16 protein-coding genes are annotated in these 18871 nt (G+C 66.0%); 9 read left to right on the top strand and 7 right to left on the bottom strand.

The features are described 5' to 3' along the window. Positions 1-54 precede the first annotated feature (54 nt). Positions 55-1242, bottom strand: coding sequence for an epoxide hydrolase family protein (locus CH296_RS12645; RefSeq protein ID WP_094684906.1), 1188 nt, complete (start codon positions 1240-1242; stop codon positions 55-57). Positions 1243-1321: 79 nt separating this feature from the next. Here CH296_RS12645 and CH296_RS12640 point away from each other — a divergent pair, with 79 nt between their 5' ends. Continuing rightward, positions 1322-1888: an ABATE domain-containing protein gene (locus CH296_RS12640; RefSeq protein WP_094684971.1), complete on the top strand. Its 567-nt coding sequence runs from the start codon at positions 1322-1324 to the stop codon at positions 1886-1888. A gap of 210 nt (positions 1889-2098) precedes the next feature. Beyond that, entirely contained in the window at positions 2099-3019 is a 921-nt protein-coding gene (locus CH296_RS12635; protein WP_256980437.1) for a polysaccharide deacetylase family protein, read from the top strand. Positions 3020-3049: 30 nt separating this feature from the next. On the opposite strand, the gene CH296_RS29545 is transcribed toward CH296_RS12635, so the two are convergent. The 3 genes from CH296_RS29545 to CH296_RS12615 form a co-directional block, all read right to left on the bottom strand. Then, positions 3050-4765, bottom strand: a complete 1716-nt coding sequence (locus CH296_RS29545; protein WP_256980436.1) for an HNH endonuclease signature motif containing protein — start codon at positions 4763-4765, stop codon at positions 3050-3052. Between the two features lie 47 nt (positions 4766-4812). Then, the gene (locus tag CH296_RS12620) at positions 4813-5214 is read right to left on the bottom strand and encodes a DUF6855 family protein (RefSeq protein ID WP_094684969.1); all 402 of its coding nucleotides are present in this window, start codon (positions 5212-5214) and stop codon (positions 4813-4815) included. A gap of 107 nt (positions 5215-5321) precedes the next feature. Further along, a complete protein-coding gene (locus tag CH296_RS12615) occupies positions 5322-7133 on the bottom strand; it encodes a multicopper oxidase family protein (RefSeq protein WP_094684905.1) in 1812 nt (603 codons plus the stop codon). 117 nt (positions 7134-7250) lie between these two features. Between CH296_RS12615 and CH296_RS12610 the strand changes: the two genes are divergently transcribed. After that, the gene (locus tag CH296_RS12610; RefSeq protein WP_032395285.1) at positions 7251-8321 is read left to right on the top strand and encodes an ABC transporter ATP-binding protein; all 1071 of its coding nucleotides are present in this window, start codon (positions 7251-7253) and stop codon (positions 8319-8321) included. A 54-nt stretch (positions 8322-8375) separates the two neighbouring features. Here CH296_RS12610 and CH296_RS12605 read toward each other — a convergent pair whose 3' ends face one another. Further along, positions 8376-9398, bottom strand: coding sequence for an aspartate-semialdehyde dehydrogenase (locus CH296_RS12605; RefSeq protein WP_094684904.1), 1023 nt, complete (start codon positions 9396-9398; stop codon positions 8376-8378). A gap of 3 nt (positions 9399-9401) precedes the next feature. Next, positions 9402-10667: an aspartate kinase gene (locus tag CH296_RS12600; RefSeq protein WP_032395287.1), complete on the bottom strand. Its 1266-nt coding sequence runs from the start codon at positions 10665-10667 to the stop codon at positions 9402-9404. A gap of 149 nt (positions 10668-10816) precedes the next feature. Here CH296_RS12600 and CH296_RS12595 point away from each other — a divergent pair, with 149 nt between their 5' ends. The 3 genes from CH296_RS12595 (at position 10817) to CH296_RS12585 (ending at position 14968) form a co-directional block, all read left to right on the top strand. After that, positions 10817-12493, top strand: coding sequence for an FUSC family protein (locus tag CH296_RS12595; protein ID WP_143546358.1), 1677 nt, complete (start codon positions 10817-10819; stop codon positions 12491-12493). A gap of 151 nt (positions 12494-12644) precedes the next feature. Then, positions 12645-14456, top strand: a complete 1812-nt coding sequence (leuA, locus tag CH296_RS12590; protein ID WP_032395288.1) for a 2-isopropylmalate synthase — start codon at positions 12645-12647, stop codon at positions 14454-14456. Between the two features lie 134 nt (positions 14457-14590). After that, positions 14591-14968: an SHOCT domain-containing protein gene (locus CH296_RS12585; protein WP_032395289.1), complete on the top strand. Its 378-nt coding sequence runs from the start codon at positions 14591-14593 to the stop codon at positions 14966-14968. On the opposite strand, the gene CH296_RS12580 is transcribed toward CH296_RS12585, so the two are convergent. Further along, a complete protein-coding gene (locus tag CH296_RS12580; RefSeq protein WP_094646635.1) occupies positions 14937-15848 on the bottom strand; it encodes a LysR family transcriptional regulator in 912 nt (303 codons plus the stop codon). The genes CH296_RS12585 and CH296_RS12580 overlap by 32 nt on opposite strands. 72 nt (positions 15849-15920) lie before the next feature. Here CH296_RS12580 and CH296_RS12575 point away from each other — a divergent pair, with 72 nt between their 5' ends. The 3 genes from CH296_RS12575 (at position 15921) to CH296_RS12565 (ending at position 18867) form a co-directional block, all read left to right on the top strand. Beyond that, positions 15921-16817: an EamA family transporter gene (locus CH296_RS12575; protein WP_045200837.1), complete on the top strand. Its 897-nt coding sequence runs from the start codon at positions 15921-15923 to the stop codon at positions 16815-16817. An 84-nt stretch (positions 16818-16901) separates the two neighbouring features. Beyond that, positions 16902-18164 (top strand): Mur ligase family protein, encoded by a 1263-nt coding sequence (locus CH296_RS12570; RefSeq protein WP_094684968.1) that lies wholly within the window; start codon positions 16902-16904, stop codon positions 18162-18164. Further along, positions 18157-18867: a type 1 glutamine amidotransferase gene (locus tag CH296_RS12565; RefSeq protein WP_094632147.1), complete on the top strand. Its 711-nt coding sequence runs from the start codon at positions 18157-18159 to the stop codon at positions 18865-18867. The genes CH296_RS12570 and CH296_RS12565 overlap by 8 nt, the downstream gene beginning before the upstream one ends. Positions 18868-18871 lie beyond the last annotated feature (4 nt).

Here is an 18871-nt window from a genome sequence, read left to right as displayed (position 1 = left end):
CAGCCGTGCCTGAACGCATCCACCCGCCGGTCCTGGCGCTACAGAGCCGTGTTTTCAGGTACTACGCGTTCCGATCTCCGCCATCACAGCAGCGAGCCCGTCCCGCAGATCTCCGACGAAGCCCTGGGGATTCTCGAGCGACGGAAAATGTCCCCCGGACTCGGGTGCGTGCCATCTCGCGATACGCCGGAAGCGGTGCCGAGCCCACGCGCGAGGAGTTTTCTCGATGTCGTGGGGGTAGGTCGTGATCGCCGCCGGAACGTCGACCCGCAGATTCGGATCCAGCGAGTCGTGACTCTCGTAGTAGATCCGAGCCGACGATGCGCCGGTGCGGGTCAGCCAGTACAGGGTGACATTGTCCAGAAGCCGGTCCCTCGAGATCGTCTCGAACGGACTGTCCTCGGTGTCCGTCCACTCCGCGAATTTGTCGAGAATCCAGGCAAGCAGACCGACCGGGGAGTCGACCAGCGAATACCCGACGGTCTGCGGACCGGTGGCCTGCTGCTTCGCGTATGCCGAGCGATGCAGCCGGAAATCTCTCGTGTCCTCGGCCCACCGGCGTTCGTCAGCGGTCAGGCCTTCTGTCGTCATCCCCGGCGTTGCCTGCGCGAGCGTGGTGTGAATCCCGAGGACATGCTCCGGGAAGCGGCCGCCGAGGATGGTGGTGACCACGCCTCCCCAGTCGCCGCCATGGGCCAGGAACTTTCGGTACCCGAGCCGTTGCATCAGCTCGACCCACGCGGCCGCGATCTTTTCGGTTCCCCAACCGGTGGCGCTCGGTCTGCCACTGAAACCGAACCCGGGCAGCGATGGGACGACGACGTGGAACACAGGCGCGCCGGGGTCATCGGGATTCGCCAGAGCGTCCACTACATCGACGAACTCGGCAATACTGCCCGGCCAGCCGTGCGTCATGATCAGCGGAACGGCGTCCACACGCGCGGATCGACAGTGCATGAAGTGAATTCCCAGGCCGTCGATGATCGTGCGGAACTGACCGACGGCGTCGAGACGGTCCTCGAACTTGTGCCAGTCGTATCCGGTACGCCAATAGCCGACGACCTCCTGGAGGTCCGCCAACGGAACGCCCTGGCTCCATCGTCGCCGGCCGGATTCACTCGGGGACACCGTCTCCGATTCCGGTAGCCGTGCGGCCCTCAGCCGTGAGTGGAGATCGTCCAGGTCCGCGTCCGATGCGCGGAACTCGAATGCGTGCACATCCGTCGAGCTCGGTGTCGTCATGAAATCTCCTTCGATGGAACCGGCTTAGCCAGTTCTACCTTTCGCGGTGATCAATGCGCAACCGGCTAAGCTGGTTCGCATGGCTGCAGAGTTCCCCGAGTTCCGACCCGGAAGCGTGCTGAGCACCGCGTTCACCGGGACGTTGACCGAGCGACGCGGCGACCCCGTGGAACGAATTCCGGTTCCTCATCGTTTCGTCGATTGGTTGGCATCGAACGGACTCTCCGTCGATTCCTGCACCTCGGCACAACTGGACCTGGCCGTGGAACTGCGCGAAGCGATACACCTCGCCGCGACAGCGGCGGCAGTCCACGAGGCTCTGCCCGCGTCGGCCGTCCAGGTCGTCAACGACCACAGCGTTCGGGGCAATGCGTCGGCGGTCCTGACACCCGAGGGCACACGACGATGGACGTTGAACTCGGAGTCAGCCGTCGAAGACGCCCTGGGCGTCATCGCCGACGACGCCATCGACATCATCTCCGGCGAGCGGGACGGAAAGCTGGCACTGTGCGCATCGCCGACTTGCCGAGCGGCGTTCTTCGACACCAGCCAAAGCCGCAGCCGGAAATGGTGCGACATGAACACCTGCGGAAACCGTCAGAAGAAAGCCCGATTTGCCGCCAACCGACAAAAGCATGCCCACTGACCGCCGACGGAGTCGCTCTTCTCCAAGCAACCCGAGCAGCGTCGGTGGCAACGCACGATCACTCGACGACGCCGAACCGGGGCAACGAACTCCGTCGCGGTTCGATCGATGCGCTGGAATCACGTGCACCACTACGGGCGGCAACCGGACTGCCCGAGATGTCCATCCACCGAATTCGCCATCGACGCAGTTGGTTTGCAGGAAACGACCGTGGGCAATTCTGCGGCCATGCCCCTCGCCTCTCACGGACGCTTCGACTACTCCCCCATCGGCGATCGACCACAGTTCGACTGGCCGGGCGGTGCGCGCCTCGCGGTGTACGTGGCCGTCAATTGCGAGCACTTTCCGTACGACGACGGCGAACCCGGCCTCGGATACACGCCCGCGATGGACCAGCCCAACACCTACAACTGGGGGTGGCGTGAGTACGGCAACCGAGTCGGTGGGTTTCGAATCGCAGAGACGGTGCAGCAGAGTGGCATTCGCCCGACCGTGCTCGTCAACACCGAGGTGTACGAGCATGCCCCGCAACTGATCGAGGCCTTCCGCGCCCTCGATGCCGAGGTCGTCGCGCACGGCCGAACCAACGCCGTACAGCCCAACGATCAGAACGAGGACGACGAACGGCGCTCTATAGACGAGGTCACCTCCGCGATCGAGCGTCACGAGGGTGCCCCGCCTCGGGGTTGGATGAGCCCCGGTGCCAACCCCAGCCGCGTGACCGAGGACCTTCTCGCCGAACGCGGCTACGAGTACACGTTGGACTGGCCCATCGACGATCAGCCGGTGTGGCTGAAGACCCGCGGCGGGCCGTTGCTCAGTGTCCCGTACCCGCACGAGGTGAACGACCTACCGGTGTTCGTCCACCATCACCAGACTGCAACGACGTTCGAGCGCAACATCATCGACAGTTTCGACGAATCGAAGGAGAACGCGGAGCGCCAACCAACGGTGCTCGCGGTCTCGCTGCACACCTTCCTCACCGGCCAGCCCTATCGACTTCGACGGTTCCGCGCGGCGCTGCAGCACATGACCGACAACGGCGACGGCGTCTGGTTCACAACACCGGGCGAGATCGCAGCGCACTACCGCAGCCTCGTACCCCCGCAGACGCCGGCCGGAGACGAATAGTCGAGTCGAAGGGTCGCAGCTGACGCGTGGTCAGGCTGCGCGGTGTTGTCGTCGGTGGTAGCTGGGGATGGGTTGTCGTGTGGGGTCGATGGATTCGGGCGGGATGGCGTAGGGGTGTCCGTCGTCGCCCATGAGCAGTTGCCAGTGGCCGTGGTGGACGAGGCGGTGGCATTCGCCGCAGACCAGCGCGAGGTTGTTCAGGTCGGTTCTGCCGCCGTGTTCCCAGAACTTCACGTGGTGGGCGTGGCACCACTGTGCGGGGCGGCCGCACATGACGCAGCATCGGTCGCGGATGGTCAGGGCGATGCGTTGGTCGTCGGTGGCGAGTCTGGTGGTGCGCCCGAGCGCGAGCGGGACACCGTGGTGGTCGACGATCACCGGGGTGAGGTCTGCGTCGCAGGTGAGAAGTTCGGCGAGGGAGCGACTGATCGGGCCGGTCCAGTCGAGGTGGAACGGCCAGTCCGCATCGCCAGGCTCGGGAACGGACTTCTCCCTCGCATCACTACCACCGGCAGCGTCACTACCGTCGGTGCTGCGACCGACACGACTCTCGGGAGAGTCACCGGTGCATGAACGGTCGCCGGCACCAGAACTCCCTCTGGCGCGTTGACCGCGGCCGGTGGCTCGATCGGGACCGGCGTCGGTGTCATCGGTTCGTGAACCGTCGCCAACAGCACTCTCGCTGACGCGGCGACCGCCGTCAGCACCGGCGTCGTTATCACCGGATTGGGTAGCGCCGTCGGCACTGTGTGTTGCCGAACCCGTTGCTGCGCCGTCGTTTTGCTTCTCTTCGCGGTCGCTGAGCAGGTCGCGCAGCGGAACGATCAAGTGCACCGACGCCCGTGACCCGCCCGCCGACCCACGAGTGCTGCCGCGCAGGTGCCGGTCGAGAATCCGATCGAGTGCATCGGCCCGGCGTTTCGACGGACTCCGCGGGTCGCGTTCCCCGCCCGGGCCCGGTTGCGGTGCGGTCAACGGCGACAACACGGTGAGCAGCTTCTCGGCGAGGAGCCGGTCGACATCGCCACCGATCTGGAAGCGGCCACTGGCCAGCCGGTGAACATCGAACCGGTTCAGGCCCGGGTTCTCCGCCATCGGTACCGGCGGCGGACCCGACGAAACAGGCTCGGGCCCAGCAGGTTCGGGCCCACCCGAACCACCGGCATCACCGGCATCACCGGCATCATTCGAACCACCGGCATCGGCTCGGCCCGCCTGCTCTTGCTCGCGCTCTCGTTCCTGCTCTAGTCGTTTCTTCTCGGTCTGCTCGTGCCGAGCTCGCGCGTCCTCCGCCGCAGAATGCGCGAGTGCCTGAGCACGGGAGCTGACCTGCCCGGCGGTGCCGCGCATCGCGTGCGCGAGCAGTTCCGCGACGACGACGTCGCGGCGCTGCTCGTCGAGGGTGGGGTCGGCGACCACCACGGTGGCGTAGCCGTCGGCGATCGCCGAGGCGTGCGCAGCATGGATCTCACCACCTGCGAGGGCGTCGAGCACGCTCGGCCACTGGGTGAGCCATTGCCCGAGTTCCATCTGACGCGCCGCGGATCCGTCGGTGATGCGCACCGACCTCGCGTACCAGCGGGTGACGGAGGAGTGCCCGAGTTTCATCGCCAGGCCACGCCGGTCGATCTCGGCGAGCAGCGTCAATCTCGCTGCAGCCAAAGCGTTTTCGTGGGAAGACACGTCGGCGAGCTCGGAGACCAATTCCTGATCCCCGAGCTCGAACACATCCCCCCATGTCTTCATCCCACGAAAGCTATACCCACCCACCGACAGGTTTCTCGGTGTCTCCGCTACAACGCACGCATGCTGTTGTTCCGCGCGTTGTGGGTGAGCTCGGCCAGGCCGAGTTCTTCGAAGAGCGGCGGCAGGTACATCCCGAACCTGCCGCGGTATCCGTTCCTGAGCCCGTACCAACCGCCGACCGGGTTGTCCTCTGAGCGCCCCCACGCTTCGACCGTGTCAGGAGCAGCCGTCTTCTTCTCGTCCGCGGCACCGAGCAACACCCAGTCGGCACGTTCGGTGAGCCACGCGTGCAGATCCTCGACCGCCTCGATGCGGTATCGCAGGGTCGTCGACCCCACCTGACATACGAGGGCGGGTGGCTCGTGGTCGGGATCGCGGTACATGGCGTATTCGGAAGTACCGGGGGCGGTGGTGAGTGCCCAGGGCTCGGATTTGGTTCCGCTGGTCATGGCCGAGGTCCGTTCCATTGTCGAGTGCGCGCGGCAGGGTCAGTGTGAGCCGACCGGACGGTGAACGCAACCAACTCCCGGCCCCGGACAGGTTCGGAAAAACTACGTCACGGAGCGACGGTGCGGTACCGCAGCATCATTTCGTGGTCCTCGTGATCGAGCATGTGGCAGTGCCACATGTAGCCCTGAAGCTCGCTCGCCCCACCCATGTCATGACCGCTCATGTCGTGACCGCCGTGGTGCGCAGCCGGTCCCGCGAAGGTGGCGTCGGGGTCGAAGCCGAGTTCGTCGGCCGTCGGGAATCGGACCAGGATCTGCGTGACGGTGCCCGGGTAGGTATTGACAGTGTCCTTCCACCCGGCTTCCCACGCCGCCGGCGGCACCGATGGACCGGTGAGGAACCTCTCCACCGGCGGAGCCCATCTCGTACCGAATGTCGGCCGGGGGAAGTCGCGTTGGTACGCGGCGAGGTCGATGGGGATGCGTCCCAATGTCCGAAAGTGCGCCAGGTGCAGGTGAATCGGGTGCGGCTCGACCGTCGTGTTGACGATGTTCCACATCTCCACGGTCCCCTGCTCGGGCATCTCGATGTCCGGGTCCGAGTACCGCAGGTTGTTCAGGTTCATCAGCGTCATGTCCAGGTTCAGCCCACCGGACGGCTGGTTGACCGTGACCGTTCGCGTGAACGTGGGGGTCGGCAACGGCGGCAACACATCCGGCTGTCCCTTCCCGCCGCGCAGCAACGACGGCATCCCGCCGCGGAACCCAGCTGCGGACGCGACGCGGAACTGGCAGAACAGTGGCATCGGCACCGCTCCGAGGGACGCGGCCTGCGCCGGTGGCGGCTCGTCGTTGAGCAGCTCGATCAGTGCGCCCGGTTCGACGGCACCGAAGTCGACGAGGATGTCGGCGCGCTCGGCAGGCGCGAGCCGGATGCTGGTGGCTTCCACCGGGGCGTCGAGCAATCCACCGTCGTTTCCGATGACCCAGAAGCGAAGCCTGTTCGTGAAGAACAGGTTCCACACGCTGTACGACCCGGCGTTGACGACGCGTAGACGGTACATACCCCGGGCGACTTCCATCGTCGGCCAGATCTTGCCGTTGACGACGCCGACGTCTCCGGTGCCGCCGCCTTCCCATTTGCCTTGCGGCACGGTGATATTGGAGCGGATGCTCATGCTGCCGTCGGGATTCATGATCTTTTCCTGCAGCACCAGTGGCAGCTCGAACTCACCCGAGGGCAGCCCGAGCGCATTGTCGGATGTGCCGGTGTCCCACCGATCCCGGACGAGGTTCATGCCGAGCAGGCCTGCATAGACGTTGATGCGCGTCATCGACATGGCGTGGTCGTGGTACCACAGTCCCGCGGCGTCGTTGAGTCCCGGGAAGTTGTGCGTCATCGACTCGCCCGGGCGCACCAGCATCTCGGAGTGCCCGTCGCTCGCCGGTTCGGTGATGCTGCCGTGCAGGTGCAGCGATGTCGGCGTCATCGTGCGGTCCATCTCGCTCATCCCGTGCAGCGAGGTGTCGATGTCCGCGGCGAGCGGGTTACCTGCGGTGGTGTTGGAGTACTTCAGCGTCCAGGGCTGGCCGGTCTGCGACTCGATGGTGGGGCCGAGGTAGTCGCACTCGCCGTATCCGAAGGTGGGCGCGGGCCGTAGATCGGCGTGGAAGGCGTGGGTGGAGCTGTGCGCGTCGAGCGAGATCTCCGTGCCGCCGATCAGCGGCAACCGCGGTAGTTCGTCCCGGAACGGCGTCAGCGTCGGTGAATGGAACAGCAGGGGGCTCTGGCCCCGGAGGAAGTCGTCGGCCAGCGCGCGGCGCGTCGTCGACGCCACCGGGAGTGCGGCAGCACCGGCGGCCACTGCGGCCACGGCCAGCCCTCGCAGGGCGGTTCGTCTGGACACAGAGCCGCTCACCCGGCCACCTCTCTCCTCGTTGTGATTGGGGCCATACTATGTGCCCGTCGGCTCCCGCCGTCACCCCACACTCGGATCGTCCGGCACGTTCCTGCCGGTGGAGGGATCTATTTCGTCATGGCAACTATCACGTTCGAGCGTACGACCAGGCTGTTTCCCGGCTCCGACGCCCCCGCGGTGAACGAGCTCGACCTGCACATCGAGGACGGTGAGTTCCTCGTTCTGGTCGGTCCGTCCGGCTGTGGCAAGTCGACGTCGCTCCGGATGCTCGCGGGGCTCGAAGAGGTCAACTCCGGCCGCATCCTCATCGGCGGCAAGGACGTCACCAACTCCGAACCCAAGGATCGCGACATCGCGATGGTGTTCCAGAACTACGCGCTGTACCCGCATATGACCGTCGCCGAGAACATGGGGTTCGCCCTCAAGCTGGCGAAGGCGAACAAGGAGGACATTCGTACTCGTGTCGAGGAGGCTGCGAAGCTGCTCGACCTGGAGCCGTACCTCGATCGCAAGCCCAAGGCACTCTCGGGCGGCCAACGTCAGCGAGTTGCCATGGGGCGCGCCATCGTTCGCCAACCCCAGGTGTTCCTGATGGACGAGCCGCTGTCCAACCTCGACGCCAAACTTCGGGTGCAGACGCGCACGCAGATCGCTCAGCTGCAGCGCCGGCTCGGGACGACGACGGTGTACGTCACCCACGATCAGGTCGAGGCCATGACGATGGGCGATCGGGTCGCGGTACTCAAAGGTGGTGTGCTGCAACAGTGCGCCACCCCGCGCGAGCTGTACCGAACCCCGGTCAATGCGTTCGTCGCCGGGTTCATGGGCTCGCCGTCGATGAACCTGTTCCGCGCTCCGGTCACCGACGGCGGTGTCCGCCTGGCCGATCAGGTGGTTCCGGTTCCGCGGCAGACTCTCGGGTCGGCCACGGAGGTGATGTTCGGTATTCGGCCCGAGCACATCGAGATTGCCGACAGCGGAATTGCTCTCGAGATCGACGTGGTGGAGGAGCTCGGCTCCGAGGCGTTCGTGTTCGGCCGCGCAGACATCAACGGTAGGACCGAAACCATTGTGGCACGGGCCGATTGGCGCAGCCCGCCCGAGAAGGGCGATCGCGTTCACGTCCGCATCGACGAGGCCCACGCCCACATCTTCGACGCCTCGGCCGAGGGCCGTCGCCTGAACTGACCACTCCGTCGTGCGCGTCGTGCGTAGCTCCGGCTGTGCACGACGCGCACGAGGTCAGACCAGCAGTTCGGCGATCTGGATGGTGTTCAGAGCGGCACCCTTGCGCAGGTTGTCGCCCGAGACGAACAGTGCAAGTCCGCGGCCGTCGGGAACGCCCGGATCCTGGCGGATACGACCCACCAGAGAGTCGTCCTTGCCTGCGGCCTGCAGCGGCGTCGGCACGTCGACCAACGACACGCCCGGTGCCGATGCGAGCAGTTCGCGGGCACGCTCCACCGAGAGCGGGTTGGCGAACTCGGCGTTGATCGACAGCGAGTGTCCGGTGAACACGGGTACGCGGACGCAGGTGCCGCTGACGAGCAGGTCGGGCAGGCCGAGGATCTTGCGCGATTCGTTGCGCAGTTTCTGGTCCTCGTCGGTTTCGCCGGATCCGTCGTCGACCAGCGCACCGGCCAGCGGCAGAACGTTGAAGGCGATGGGCGCGACGTACTTGTTCGGGGCCGGGAATTCGACCGACGAGCCGTCGTGCACCAGCTTCTCGGCGTCGCCGATGACGGCGCGCGCCTGGGTGACGAGTTCCTCGACACCGGCGAGTCCGCTACCGGAGACGGCCTGGTAGCTCGAGACGATCAGACGCTGCAGGCCGGCTTCGTCGTGCAGGACCTTGAGCACCGGCATGGCGGCCATGGTGGTGCAGTTCGGGTTGGCGATGATGCCGCGGGGCGGGTTCTTCGCTGCCTCGGGGTTGACCTCGCTGACCACCAACGGAACATCGGAGTCCTTGCGGAATGCCGACGAGTTGTCGATGACGGTGGCACCTGCTGCGGCGAATCGCGGGGCCTGCTCGCGAGAGAGCGTGGCACCGGCCGAGAACAGCGCGATGTCGATTCCGGTGAGGTCGGCGGTGGACGCGTCCTCGACGATGATCTCCTCGCCCCGGAACGGCAGCTTTTTGCCGGCCGAGCGAGCGGAGGCGAAGAATCGAACGGTGTCGGCGGGGAAGTTGCGCTCCTCCAACAGGGTTCGCATGACGGCACCGACCTGGCCGGTGGCTCCTACGACTGCAACTGTGGTCATCTTCTATCGTCCTGTTCCTGCGTGTACGACGGCTTCTTCGTCGCCACCGAGATCGAAGGCGGCGTGCAGCGCGCGTACTGCTTCGTCGAGCTGAGTGTCACTGCACAGCACCGAGATACGGATCTCCGAGGTGCTGATCAGGTCGATGTTGATGCCGGCGTCGGCGAGGGCCTCACAGAACGTCGCGGTGACGCCGGGGTGGCTCTTCATGCCGGCACCGACGAGGGAGACCTTGCCGATGTGATCGTCGTAGAGCACCTGCGCGAAGCCGATCTCGGCCTGCAGCTTGGTGAGCTTCTCCACTGCCGTCGGGCCGTCGGCCTTGGGGCAGGTGAAGGTGATGTCGGTCTTGCCGGTGTCGATCTTGGACACGTTCTGCAACACCATGTCGATGTTGATCTCCGAGTCCGCCACGGCGCGAAAGACCTTGGCGGCGTAACCGGGAGTGTCGGGCAAGCCGACGACGGTGACCTTCGCCTCGCTGCGATCGTGTGCGACGCCGGTGAGAATTGCTTCTTCCACTGGAATGTCCTCCATAGATCCGGAGACGATCGTTCCGGGTTTCGTGGTGTACGACGAGCGCACGTGAACGGGAACGTTGTAGCGACGGGCGTATTCGACGCAGCGCAGCATGAGCACCTTCGCGCCGCAGGCAGCCATCTCCAGCATCTCCTCGAACGAGACGGTGTCGAGGTGCCGGGCGTTGGGCACGATCCTCGGGTCTGCGGTGAAGATGCCGTCGACGTCGGTGTAGATCTCGCAGACGTCGGCGTTCAGGGCTGCGGCGAGCGCAACGGCGGTGGTGTCCGAACCTCCGCGACCGAGCGTGGTGACGTCCTTGCTGTCCTGGCTGACGCCCTGGAATCCGGCGACGAGCACGATCGAACCCTCGTCGAGGGCGCTGCGCACGCGTCCCGGGGTGACGTCGATGATCTTGGCGTTGCCGTGCACGCTGGTGGTGACGACGCCTGCCTGGGAGCCGGTGAACGACCGGGCCTCGGCACCGAGTGAGTGGATGGCCATCGCGACCAACGCGTTGGAGATGCGTTCACCCGAGGTGAGCAGCATGTCCATCTCGCGGGCCGGCGGGGCCGGGCACACCTGCTGGGCCAGGTCGAGCAGTTCGTCGGTGGTGTCGCCCATGGCCGACACGACCACGACGACGTCGTTGCCTGCCTTCTTGGTCTCGACGATCCGTTCAGCGACGCGTCGGATGCGTTCGGCGGTCCCCACCGACGATCCACCGTACTTCTGGACGATGAGAGCCACGCGTGTTTACCTCCGCTGGATAGCCGACAATCGGGCGATTGTTCCGGGGTTACCCTACCGATCCGGCACCCCGAGCGGTGGCCCGGGTAGCTCCGAGCTGGGACTTTAGGGGGGCTCGCCTGCGGATACGCCTGTCCTAACATTGTCGGGTGACCCTTCCCGAGCATCGCCCGCCGCCACCCCCTCGAGGTCTGCGGGTGCTCTTCGGGCTCCCCGCCGTCGGGCGTCGCTGGCCGGGTGGACTGCGCTCGGCTCTGGCGTTCGGCGTCCCCGCGATCGCGGCGTGGGTTCTCGGGTTCCATACCGAGGCCTTACTGGTGGTCTCGGGCAGTTTCGCCGTCATCTACGGCGAGGGCCGTCCCTACCGTTCACGATGGTGGGTCGTCCTGACCGCGGGCGGCGCCCTGGTGGCATCGGTGTGGCTCGGCGCGACGGCCGGGCAGATGGAGCTCGATCTCGGAAGCACCGGATGGGCGCGGATGATCCCGGTGACCCTGCTCTCGCTCCTCGCTCTCGTCGCGGTCTACGTCATCGCCGCGCTGCGACTGGGACCGCCGGGGGCGTTCTTCTTCGTCCTGGTGTGCGCGGTGTCGTCGTACATTCCCGGAGCCGGCGTCAGCGCCGCTCACGGAGCGGTGTGTGCGGCTGTCGGTGTCGCGTCGGCGCTGGTGGTGTCGATGTCCGGAGTGCTGTGGGATCCACGAGGACCCGAGCGCGAGGCCGTCGGAGCCGCGGTGGGCGCGATCGAGAGATACACGAGTTCGCCGACGGCGTCTGCCGCCGATCGTCATGCGGCGGCGGCGCGTCTGCACGCGGCCTGGGCTGCCGTGTACGACGCGGGTGCCGCACGGTTGTCGTCGAGGCCGGCGCTGGTTCAAAGATTGTTCGACGCGCACCGGGCCTTCGCTGCGACAACGGCCGTGCGGGCGGATCCGGATCGGGCGGTCGACTTCGTATCCGATCAGCTGCCGCTGGCTCGGCCCGGCCTCGGGTATCGATTGCGGCGCTCGCTGCATCGGGATTCTCATGCGGCGTCCACGGCCGTGCGCGTGTTCTGCGCGGCAGCGGCCGCGGGCGGGGTCAGCGTCGCACTGGGCCTGAGCCGACCGGACTGGGCGATCCTCGGTGCCGTCCTGGTGCTGCAGCAGGGTCCCGATCGGGTGCACGGCACCTACCGGGGACTGCAGCGGCTCGGCGGAACCCTTGCCGGCGTTGCCCTGTTCTCGGCTATCTATCTGTCACCGCTGACCGGCCTGGCCGTCATTTTGGTGTTGATGGTGCTGCAGTTCGCGATCGAGGTGTCGGTGGCGCGGAACTACGGGTTGGCCGTCACGTTCATCACCCCGCTCGCTCTGCTGATGGGCACACTGACGCATCCGGGGGCTGTGCTGGAGGACATCGTCGTCGACCGGATCGTGGAGACGACGGTGGGCGTGGCCTTCGCATTCGCGGCGCTGTGGCTGCTGCTCCCCGGGGCATTCCGTCGCACATTGCTGTGGTCCGACGGCCGAGTTCTGACGCTCGGCACGCATCTGCTGACGGTGTTGCGGACCGAGGACGTGGCCGCGCCGGCAGCTCTCGCCATGCGGCGCGACGTCCAGTTCGAGCTCGTCGGGTCCGCTCTGGCCGGGGCCGAGGCCGCGCACAACGATCGAACCTGGACGCATCGGGTGTGGTCGCAACATGCCGAGGTCGATCGGCTCGGATACGAACTCCTCGCGCACTGCTGGACGATGACCGACGTCGGACGAACGGATGACATCGAACGTTGGCAACGTCGACTCGACGCGGCGGTCACAGAATTCCACTCGTCAACCCTGGGGTAGGCCGTCGGCAGGCGGTAGTACACTCAGCCCATGCTGCGAGCTCTCCTTCTTAACAGCCGCGACGGGGTCTGAGACCAGACTGGCTTCCCGTCGCGGGGTTCGTTGCGCCGGTCGAACACATTGCTCTGATCTGTACGGAGAGACGAAGACCATGTCACCAGCCGACGCATTCACCTCGGGATCTCGCACCATCACCCCGCCCTCGCGGCCCGCTCCCAGCGACCAGCCCGCCTGGAACACCCAGAAGAACTCCTCGATGCCCACCTTCCGTTATCGGCCGTTCGCCGAGGAAGTGGAGCCCATCACCCTCCCCGACCGCACGTGGCCGGACAAGATCATCGACCGGACGCCGCAGTGGTGCGCAGTCGATCTGCGCGACGGCAACCAGGCGCTGATCGATCCGATGAGCCCGGCCCGCAAGCGCCGCATGTTCGACCTGCTGGTGCGCATGGGCTACAAGCAGATCGAGGTCGGCTTCCCGTCTGCCAGTCAGACCGACTTCGACTTCGTCCGCGAGATCATCGAGGACGGCGCGATCCCCGACGACGTCACCATCCAGGTACTCACGCAGTGCCGTCCCGAGCTGATCGAGCGCACGTTCGTCGCATGCGAGGGCGCGCGCAGCGTCATCGTTCACTTCTACAATTCGACGTCGATCCTGCAGCGCCGCGTGGTGTTCCGTGCCGAGCGTGACGTCATCAAGAAGATCGCCACCGACGGTGCCCGCAAGGTGCTCGAAGAAGCAGCCAAGTTCCCCGATACCGACTGGCGCTACGAGTACTCCCCCGAGTCCTACACCGGCACCGAACTCGCCTACGCCAAAGAGGTGTGCGACGCGGTCACCGCGATCATCGATCCCACCCCCGACAAGCCACTGATCCTGAATCTGCCTGCCACCGTCGAGATGGCGACACCCAACGTCTACGCCGACTCGATCGAGTGGATGAGCCGCAACCTCGACCGTCGCGACAGCATCGTGCTGTCGCTGCACCCGCACAACGACCGCGGAACCGGTGTCGCCGCAGCCGAACTCGGCTACCAGGCCGGCGCAGACCGCATCGAGGGCTGCCTGTTCGGCAACGGTGAGCGCACCGGCAACGTCTGCCTGGTGACGCTGGGCCTGAACCTGTTCACCCGCGGCGTCGATCCGCAGATCGACTTCTCCAACATCGACGAGGTCCGTCGAACGGTGGAGTACTGCAACCAACTTCCCGTCGCCGAGCGCCACCCCTACGGCGGCGACCTGGTCTACACCGCGTTCTCCGGCAGCCACCAGGACGCCATCAACAAGGGCCTGGACGCGATGAAGGTCACTGCGGACGAACTGGGTTCGGACATCGGTGACGTCACCTGGCAGGTTCCGTACCTGCCCGTCGACCCCAAGGACGTCGGTCGCACCTACGAGGCCGTCATCCGTGTCAATTCGCAGTCCGGCAAGGGCGGCGTCGCGTACATCATGAAGTCCGATCACGGACTGAACCTGCCGCGTCGACTGCAGATCGAGTTCTCCCAGGCCGTCCAACGCATCACCGACGGTGAGGGCGGCGAGGTCTCACCCAAGGAGATGTGGGACGTCTTCGCCGAGGAGTACCTGACGCCGATCCGTCCGCTCGAGCGCATCAAGCAGTCGGTGCAGGCTGCCGAGGTCGACGGCGGAACCGACACGATCACCGCAACGGTCAAGGTCGACGGCGTCGAGCAGGAGATCTCCGGATCCGGCAACGGTCCACTCGCCTCGTTCGTCGATGCGCTGTCGACCATCGGCTACGACGTCAGCGTCCTCGACTACTCCGAGCACGCCATGTCCGCCGGCGACGACGCTCAGGCCGCGGCCTACGTCGAGGCCTCGGTCACCTCACCGTCCGGTGTGGCCACCACCGTATGGGGCGTCGGCATCGCGACGTCGATCACCACCGCGTCACTGCGCGCCGTGGTCTCGGCCGTGAACCGCGCGCTGAAATAAATCCCCTGCTCGACGAAAAGCCGCCCATTCCTTGCGAATGGGCGGCTTTTCGCTGTTTATCGGCATCGAGGCGACACTGCGCGTGGGACAATAACTCTGCTGTCGGGGCACCTTGAGGGAATGGAAGTTTCGCCATGGACTCTTTCTGGGATTTTCTTTGGCTTCTCATCGTCGGATTCGCGTTCGTCGCGTACCTGATGGTCATGTTCTCGATCATCGGAGACCTTTTCCGTGACCACAAGACATCCGGGGTCGTCAAGGCCCTGTGGGTGTTCTTTCTGATCGTTGCGCCGTTCCTGACCGCGCTGGTCTATCTCATCGTGAACGGCAGCAACATGGCCAAGCGGCAAGTTGCTGCCCTGCAGCACGCCAAGGACCAGCAGGAGGAGTACATCAAGGAAGTGGCCGGGAGGTCGGCGTCGGAAGAGATCGCCCACGCAAAGGTGTTGCTGGACAACGGAACCATCGACCAAGACGAGTTCAGGACGCTGAAGGCCAAAGCCCTGTCCTGAACGTCGCTTCGGCCCTGAACGCGTCGAGCACAGCCGCGATCGCCGGCAGCCGATGGGCGTCGGGTCGCGTTGCGAGCTCGTAGATGCGACCCGCCCGCACACCGGACAGTTCTCGGCGTACCAGACCCGGATGGACGACGGCATAGCGCGGCATCAACGCGACGCCGTGCCCGGCCGCCACCAACGTCTCGGTGACGCGGAAGTCGTTCACTCGCTGCATCACTCGCGGTTCGACGCCGGTGGCGGCGGCCACCGAGAGCAGTACGTCGTCGACCGGGAATCCGCCGCGAACACTGATCCACCGTTCGTCGACCAGATCCCGAAGGTCTATCGATTCATGTTGCGCGAGAACATGACCGGGTGGCAACACCAGATCGATGGGCTCACGCATCAGGGTCGTGACCTCGATGCGCGGGCCCGCGGTCGTCGGCGCTCGGTCGTCGCGGTGCGTGAGCACCACGTCGTAGTCCGCCAACAGTTCCGGCACCGAGGACGCGGGCAGGTCCTCGTCTCGGGCGTCGATGTCGACGTCCGAGTTCGCCAACCGCGTCAGCAACCCGGGCAGCAGCAGCGCGGCACCGGACGGGAACAGCGCAACTCGGACGCGTCCCCGCGGGGACGCCCGGTATCGATCCATCTCGGCCGCGGCGCGGGCGAGGGCGGCGAACACATCATCTGTCCTGAGCACCAACGCGCGCCCGGCGTCGGTGAGCCGAAGTCGACGCCCGTCAGGTTCGAGGAGCGTCACCCCCGCCTCCTTGACCAACAGCTTGAGCTGCTGGGACACCGCCGACGGCGTCATGGACAGCGCCTGGGCGACGGCAGCGACGGTCCCCCGGTCTGCCAGTTCTCGGAGGATCCGGAGCCGCTCCACGTTCATATAGTGAATCTTAACTATTACTGCGGATATATTCGATTGTGCTGATCATTTGCCGCCGTCACGATGGACGGCATGAGCACCCGCGACCGCCTCCTCGGACTGACCGTCGTCGTGCTGTGGGGACTGAACTTTCTCGCCATTCGCGTCGGACTCGATCACTTCCCGCCGTTCTTCTTCGCAGCGCTGCGGTTCCTGGTCATCGCCGTCCCCGTTGTACTGTTCGTTCCCCGCCCCAAGGTGCCTCTGAAGTGGTTGCTGCTCTACGGGTTCGGGTTCGGGTTTCTCCAGTTCGCCTTCCTGTTCGCGGCGATGGCGGCCGGTATGCCCACCGGATTGGCGTCGCTCGTGCTGCAGTCGTCCGCGCCGTTCACGGTCGTTCTCGGCGCAATCCTGCTCCGCGAACACGTCACCCGCAGGCAAGCGATCGGTATCGGAATCGCCGTGCTCGGCATGGTGCTGATCGGGTGGGATCGCGCTCAGAACGCCACCTTGCTCCCGGTGATCCTCACCCTGCTCGCCGGACTCGGTTGGGCGTTCGGCAACCTGGGGAATCGGCTCGCGAAGTCCGAATCGCCGATGACGCTGATGCTGTGGATGACCGTCGTGCCGCCGGTGCCGATGCTGGCGCTGTCGGCGATGGTCGAGGGTCCGAGCACCGGCTGGCAGGCGTTGGCGGCTTCGTTCGGCCCGCAGGGTTGGCCCGGCCTGGTTGCGTTGGCCTACATCGTGATCCCTGCCACGATCGTCGGCAGCGGCCTGTGGAGCATTCTGATGAGCCGCAACCCTGCCGGACTGGTCGCGCCGTTCTCGCTGCTCGTTCCCGTCGTCGGCATCGCCGGTGCCTGGATCTTCCTGGGCGAGAACCCATCGGTGCTCGCGCTGATCGGTGGCGTTGTCGTCATCGGGGGATGTCTCTGGGGTATGGCCGTCCGGCGGCCTGTCGAGGTGCTGGAGAAAGTACCGGTGTGAGGGGCAGGAGTGGAGCCCGCGGAACGACCCGGGGCAGCCACCGCCGACGTGAAACTGCACGCTCTTCTGTGCCAGACTCGGCGGATGGTTGAAGTGGGTGAGCGCAGACGTATCAGCGCGCGTGGCCGCGTGGCACTGCGTGCGGCGGAGCTGGCGACCTGGGCGTCCCGCAAGGCAGGCCGGGGCAAGGGATCGATGATCGGCGGATTGATCGCACTCAAGATCGACCCGGACATCCTCGGCGGACTGGGCCGAGGTCGACGCACCGTCATCGTCACCGGAACCAACGGCAAGTCCACCACCACCCGAATGACGGCTGCGGCGCTGGCCACCCTCGGTGACGTCGCCACCCAAGCCGACGGCGCGAACATGGACGCCGGCATCGTCGCCGCACTGCACGCCAATTTCGATGCCGAGCTGGCCGCTCTCGAGGTCGACGAACTGCATGTCCCCCATGTGTCCGACGCCGTCGATCCCGCGGCCATCGTGTTGCTCAACCTCAGTCGCGATCAGCTCGACCGTGTGGGCGAGATCAACATGATCGAACGCAAACTGCGCGCGGGCCTGTCCCGGCACCCCGAGACCGTCGTCATCGCCAACTGCGACGACGTCCTCGTCACCTCCGCCGCGTTCGACGCACCGAACGTCGTCTGGGTCGCGGCCGGTGGTGGATGGGCAGGCGACTCGGTCAGCTGCCCGCGTACCGGCGAACCCATCGTGTGGGACGGCGAGCATTGGTACAGCACCGGTAGTGACCTCAAGCGTCCGACGCCGGATTGGTGGCTCGACGACGAGAATCTCTACGGACCCGATGGACTCGTCCTACCGATGAAGCTGTCTCTGCCCGGAAAAGCCAACCGCGGCAACGCAGCCCAAGCCGTCGCCGCCGCAGTGACCCTGGGCGCGAGCGCGGAAGATGCGGTCGCGGCCGCGTCGAGCGTCGACGAGGTGGCCGGGCGCTACTCCACCGTCCAGTACGGATCGCATTCCGTCCGAATGCTTCTCGCGAAGAACCCCGCCGGCTGGCAGGAAGCACTGTCGATGATCGATCCCACCTGTGACGGTCTCGTCATCGCCGTCAACGGTCAGGTACCCGACGGCGAAGACCTGTCGTGGCTGTGGGACGTCCGCTTCGAGCACTTCGAGAACGTCGCCGTCGTGGCCGCCGGTGAGCGCGCGACCGACCTCGGGGTGCGTCTGCTGTACGCCGGTTCGCAGCACACCACCATCGCAGATCCGTTGCGGGCCATCGCGTCCTGCCCACCGGGACGCGTCGAAGTGCTGGCCAACTACACCGCGTTCCGCGATCTCGGGCGAGCGCTGGCACGTGAGGTGAAAGATGTCTGAGTCCACCGTTCGCATCGGCCTCGTCCTGCCCGACGTGATGGGCACCTACGGCGACAACGGCAACGCGCTCATTCTGCGACAGCGACTGCGGATGCGAGACATCGACGCCGAGGTCGTACAGATCACGTTGAACGACCCGGTTCCCGATTCACTCGACGTGTACACCCTTGGCGGAGCCGAGGATTCGGCCCAACGCCTCGCGACCCGTCACCTCACCCGTTACCCGGGACTGCAGAACGCGGCTGCCCGCGGGGTGCCGGTGCTCGCGATCTGTGCCGCGATCCAAGTCCTCGGTCACTGGTACGAAACCTCCGCCGGCGAACGCGTGGACGGTATCTCCCTGTTCGACGTGACCACAGCACCGCAGGCAACTCGGTCCATCGGTGAGGTCGTCACAGAGCCTGCACTCGACGGCCTCACTCAGAAGCTCACCGGCTTCGAGAACCATCGCGGCGGAACGACTCTCGGCCTGGATGCATCCCCCTTGGCCAAGGTCACCCACGGTGTGGGCAACGGTGTCGGCGACGGACGCGAAGGCGTCGTGCAAGGGTCCGTGATCGGCACCTACATGCACGGACCGGTACTGGCCCGAAACCCGGAGTTGGCGGACTATCTGCTGGAGCGCGCATTGGGTACGACTCTCGCTCCACTCGAGTTGCCCGAGGTGGCTCGATTGCGCGAGGAGCGGCTCCGCCGCACGTGAACGA

The sequence above is a fragment of the Rhodococcus sp. 14-2496-1d genome, assembly GCF_002259365.1.
Lineage (GTDB): Bacteria > Actinomycetota > Actinomycetes > Mycobacteriales > Mycobacteriaceae > Rhodococcoides.
Note: the sequence above shows the minus strand (reverse complement) of the source record. Positions and strands in the feature narration are given on the sequence as shown.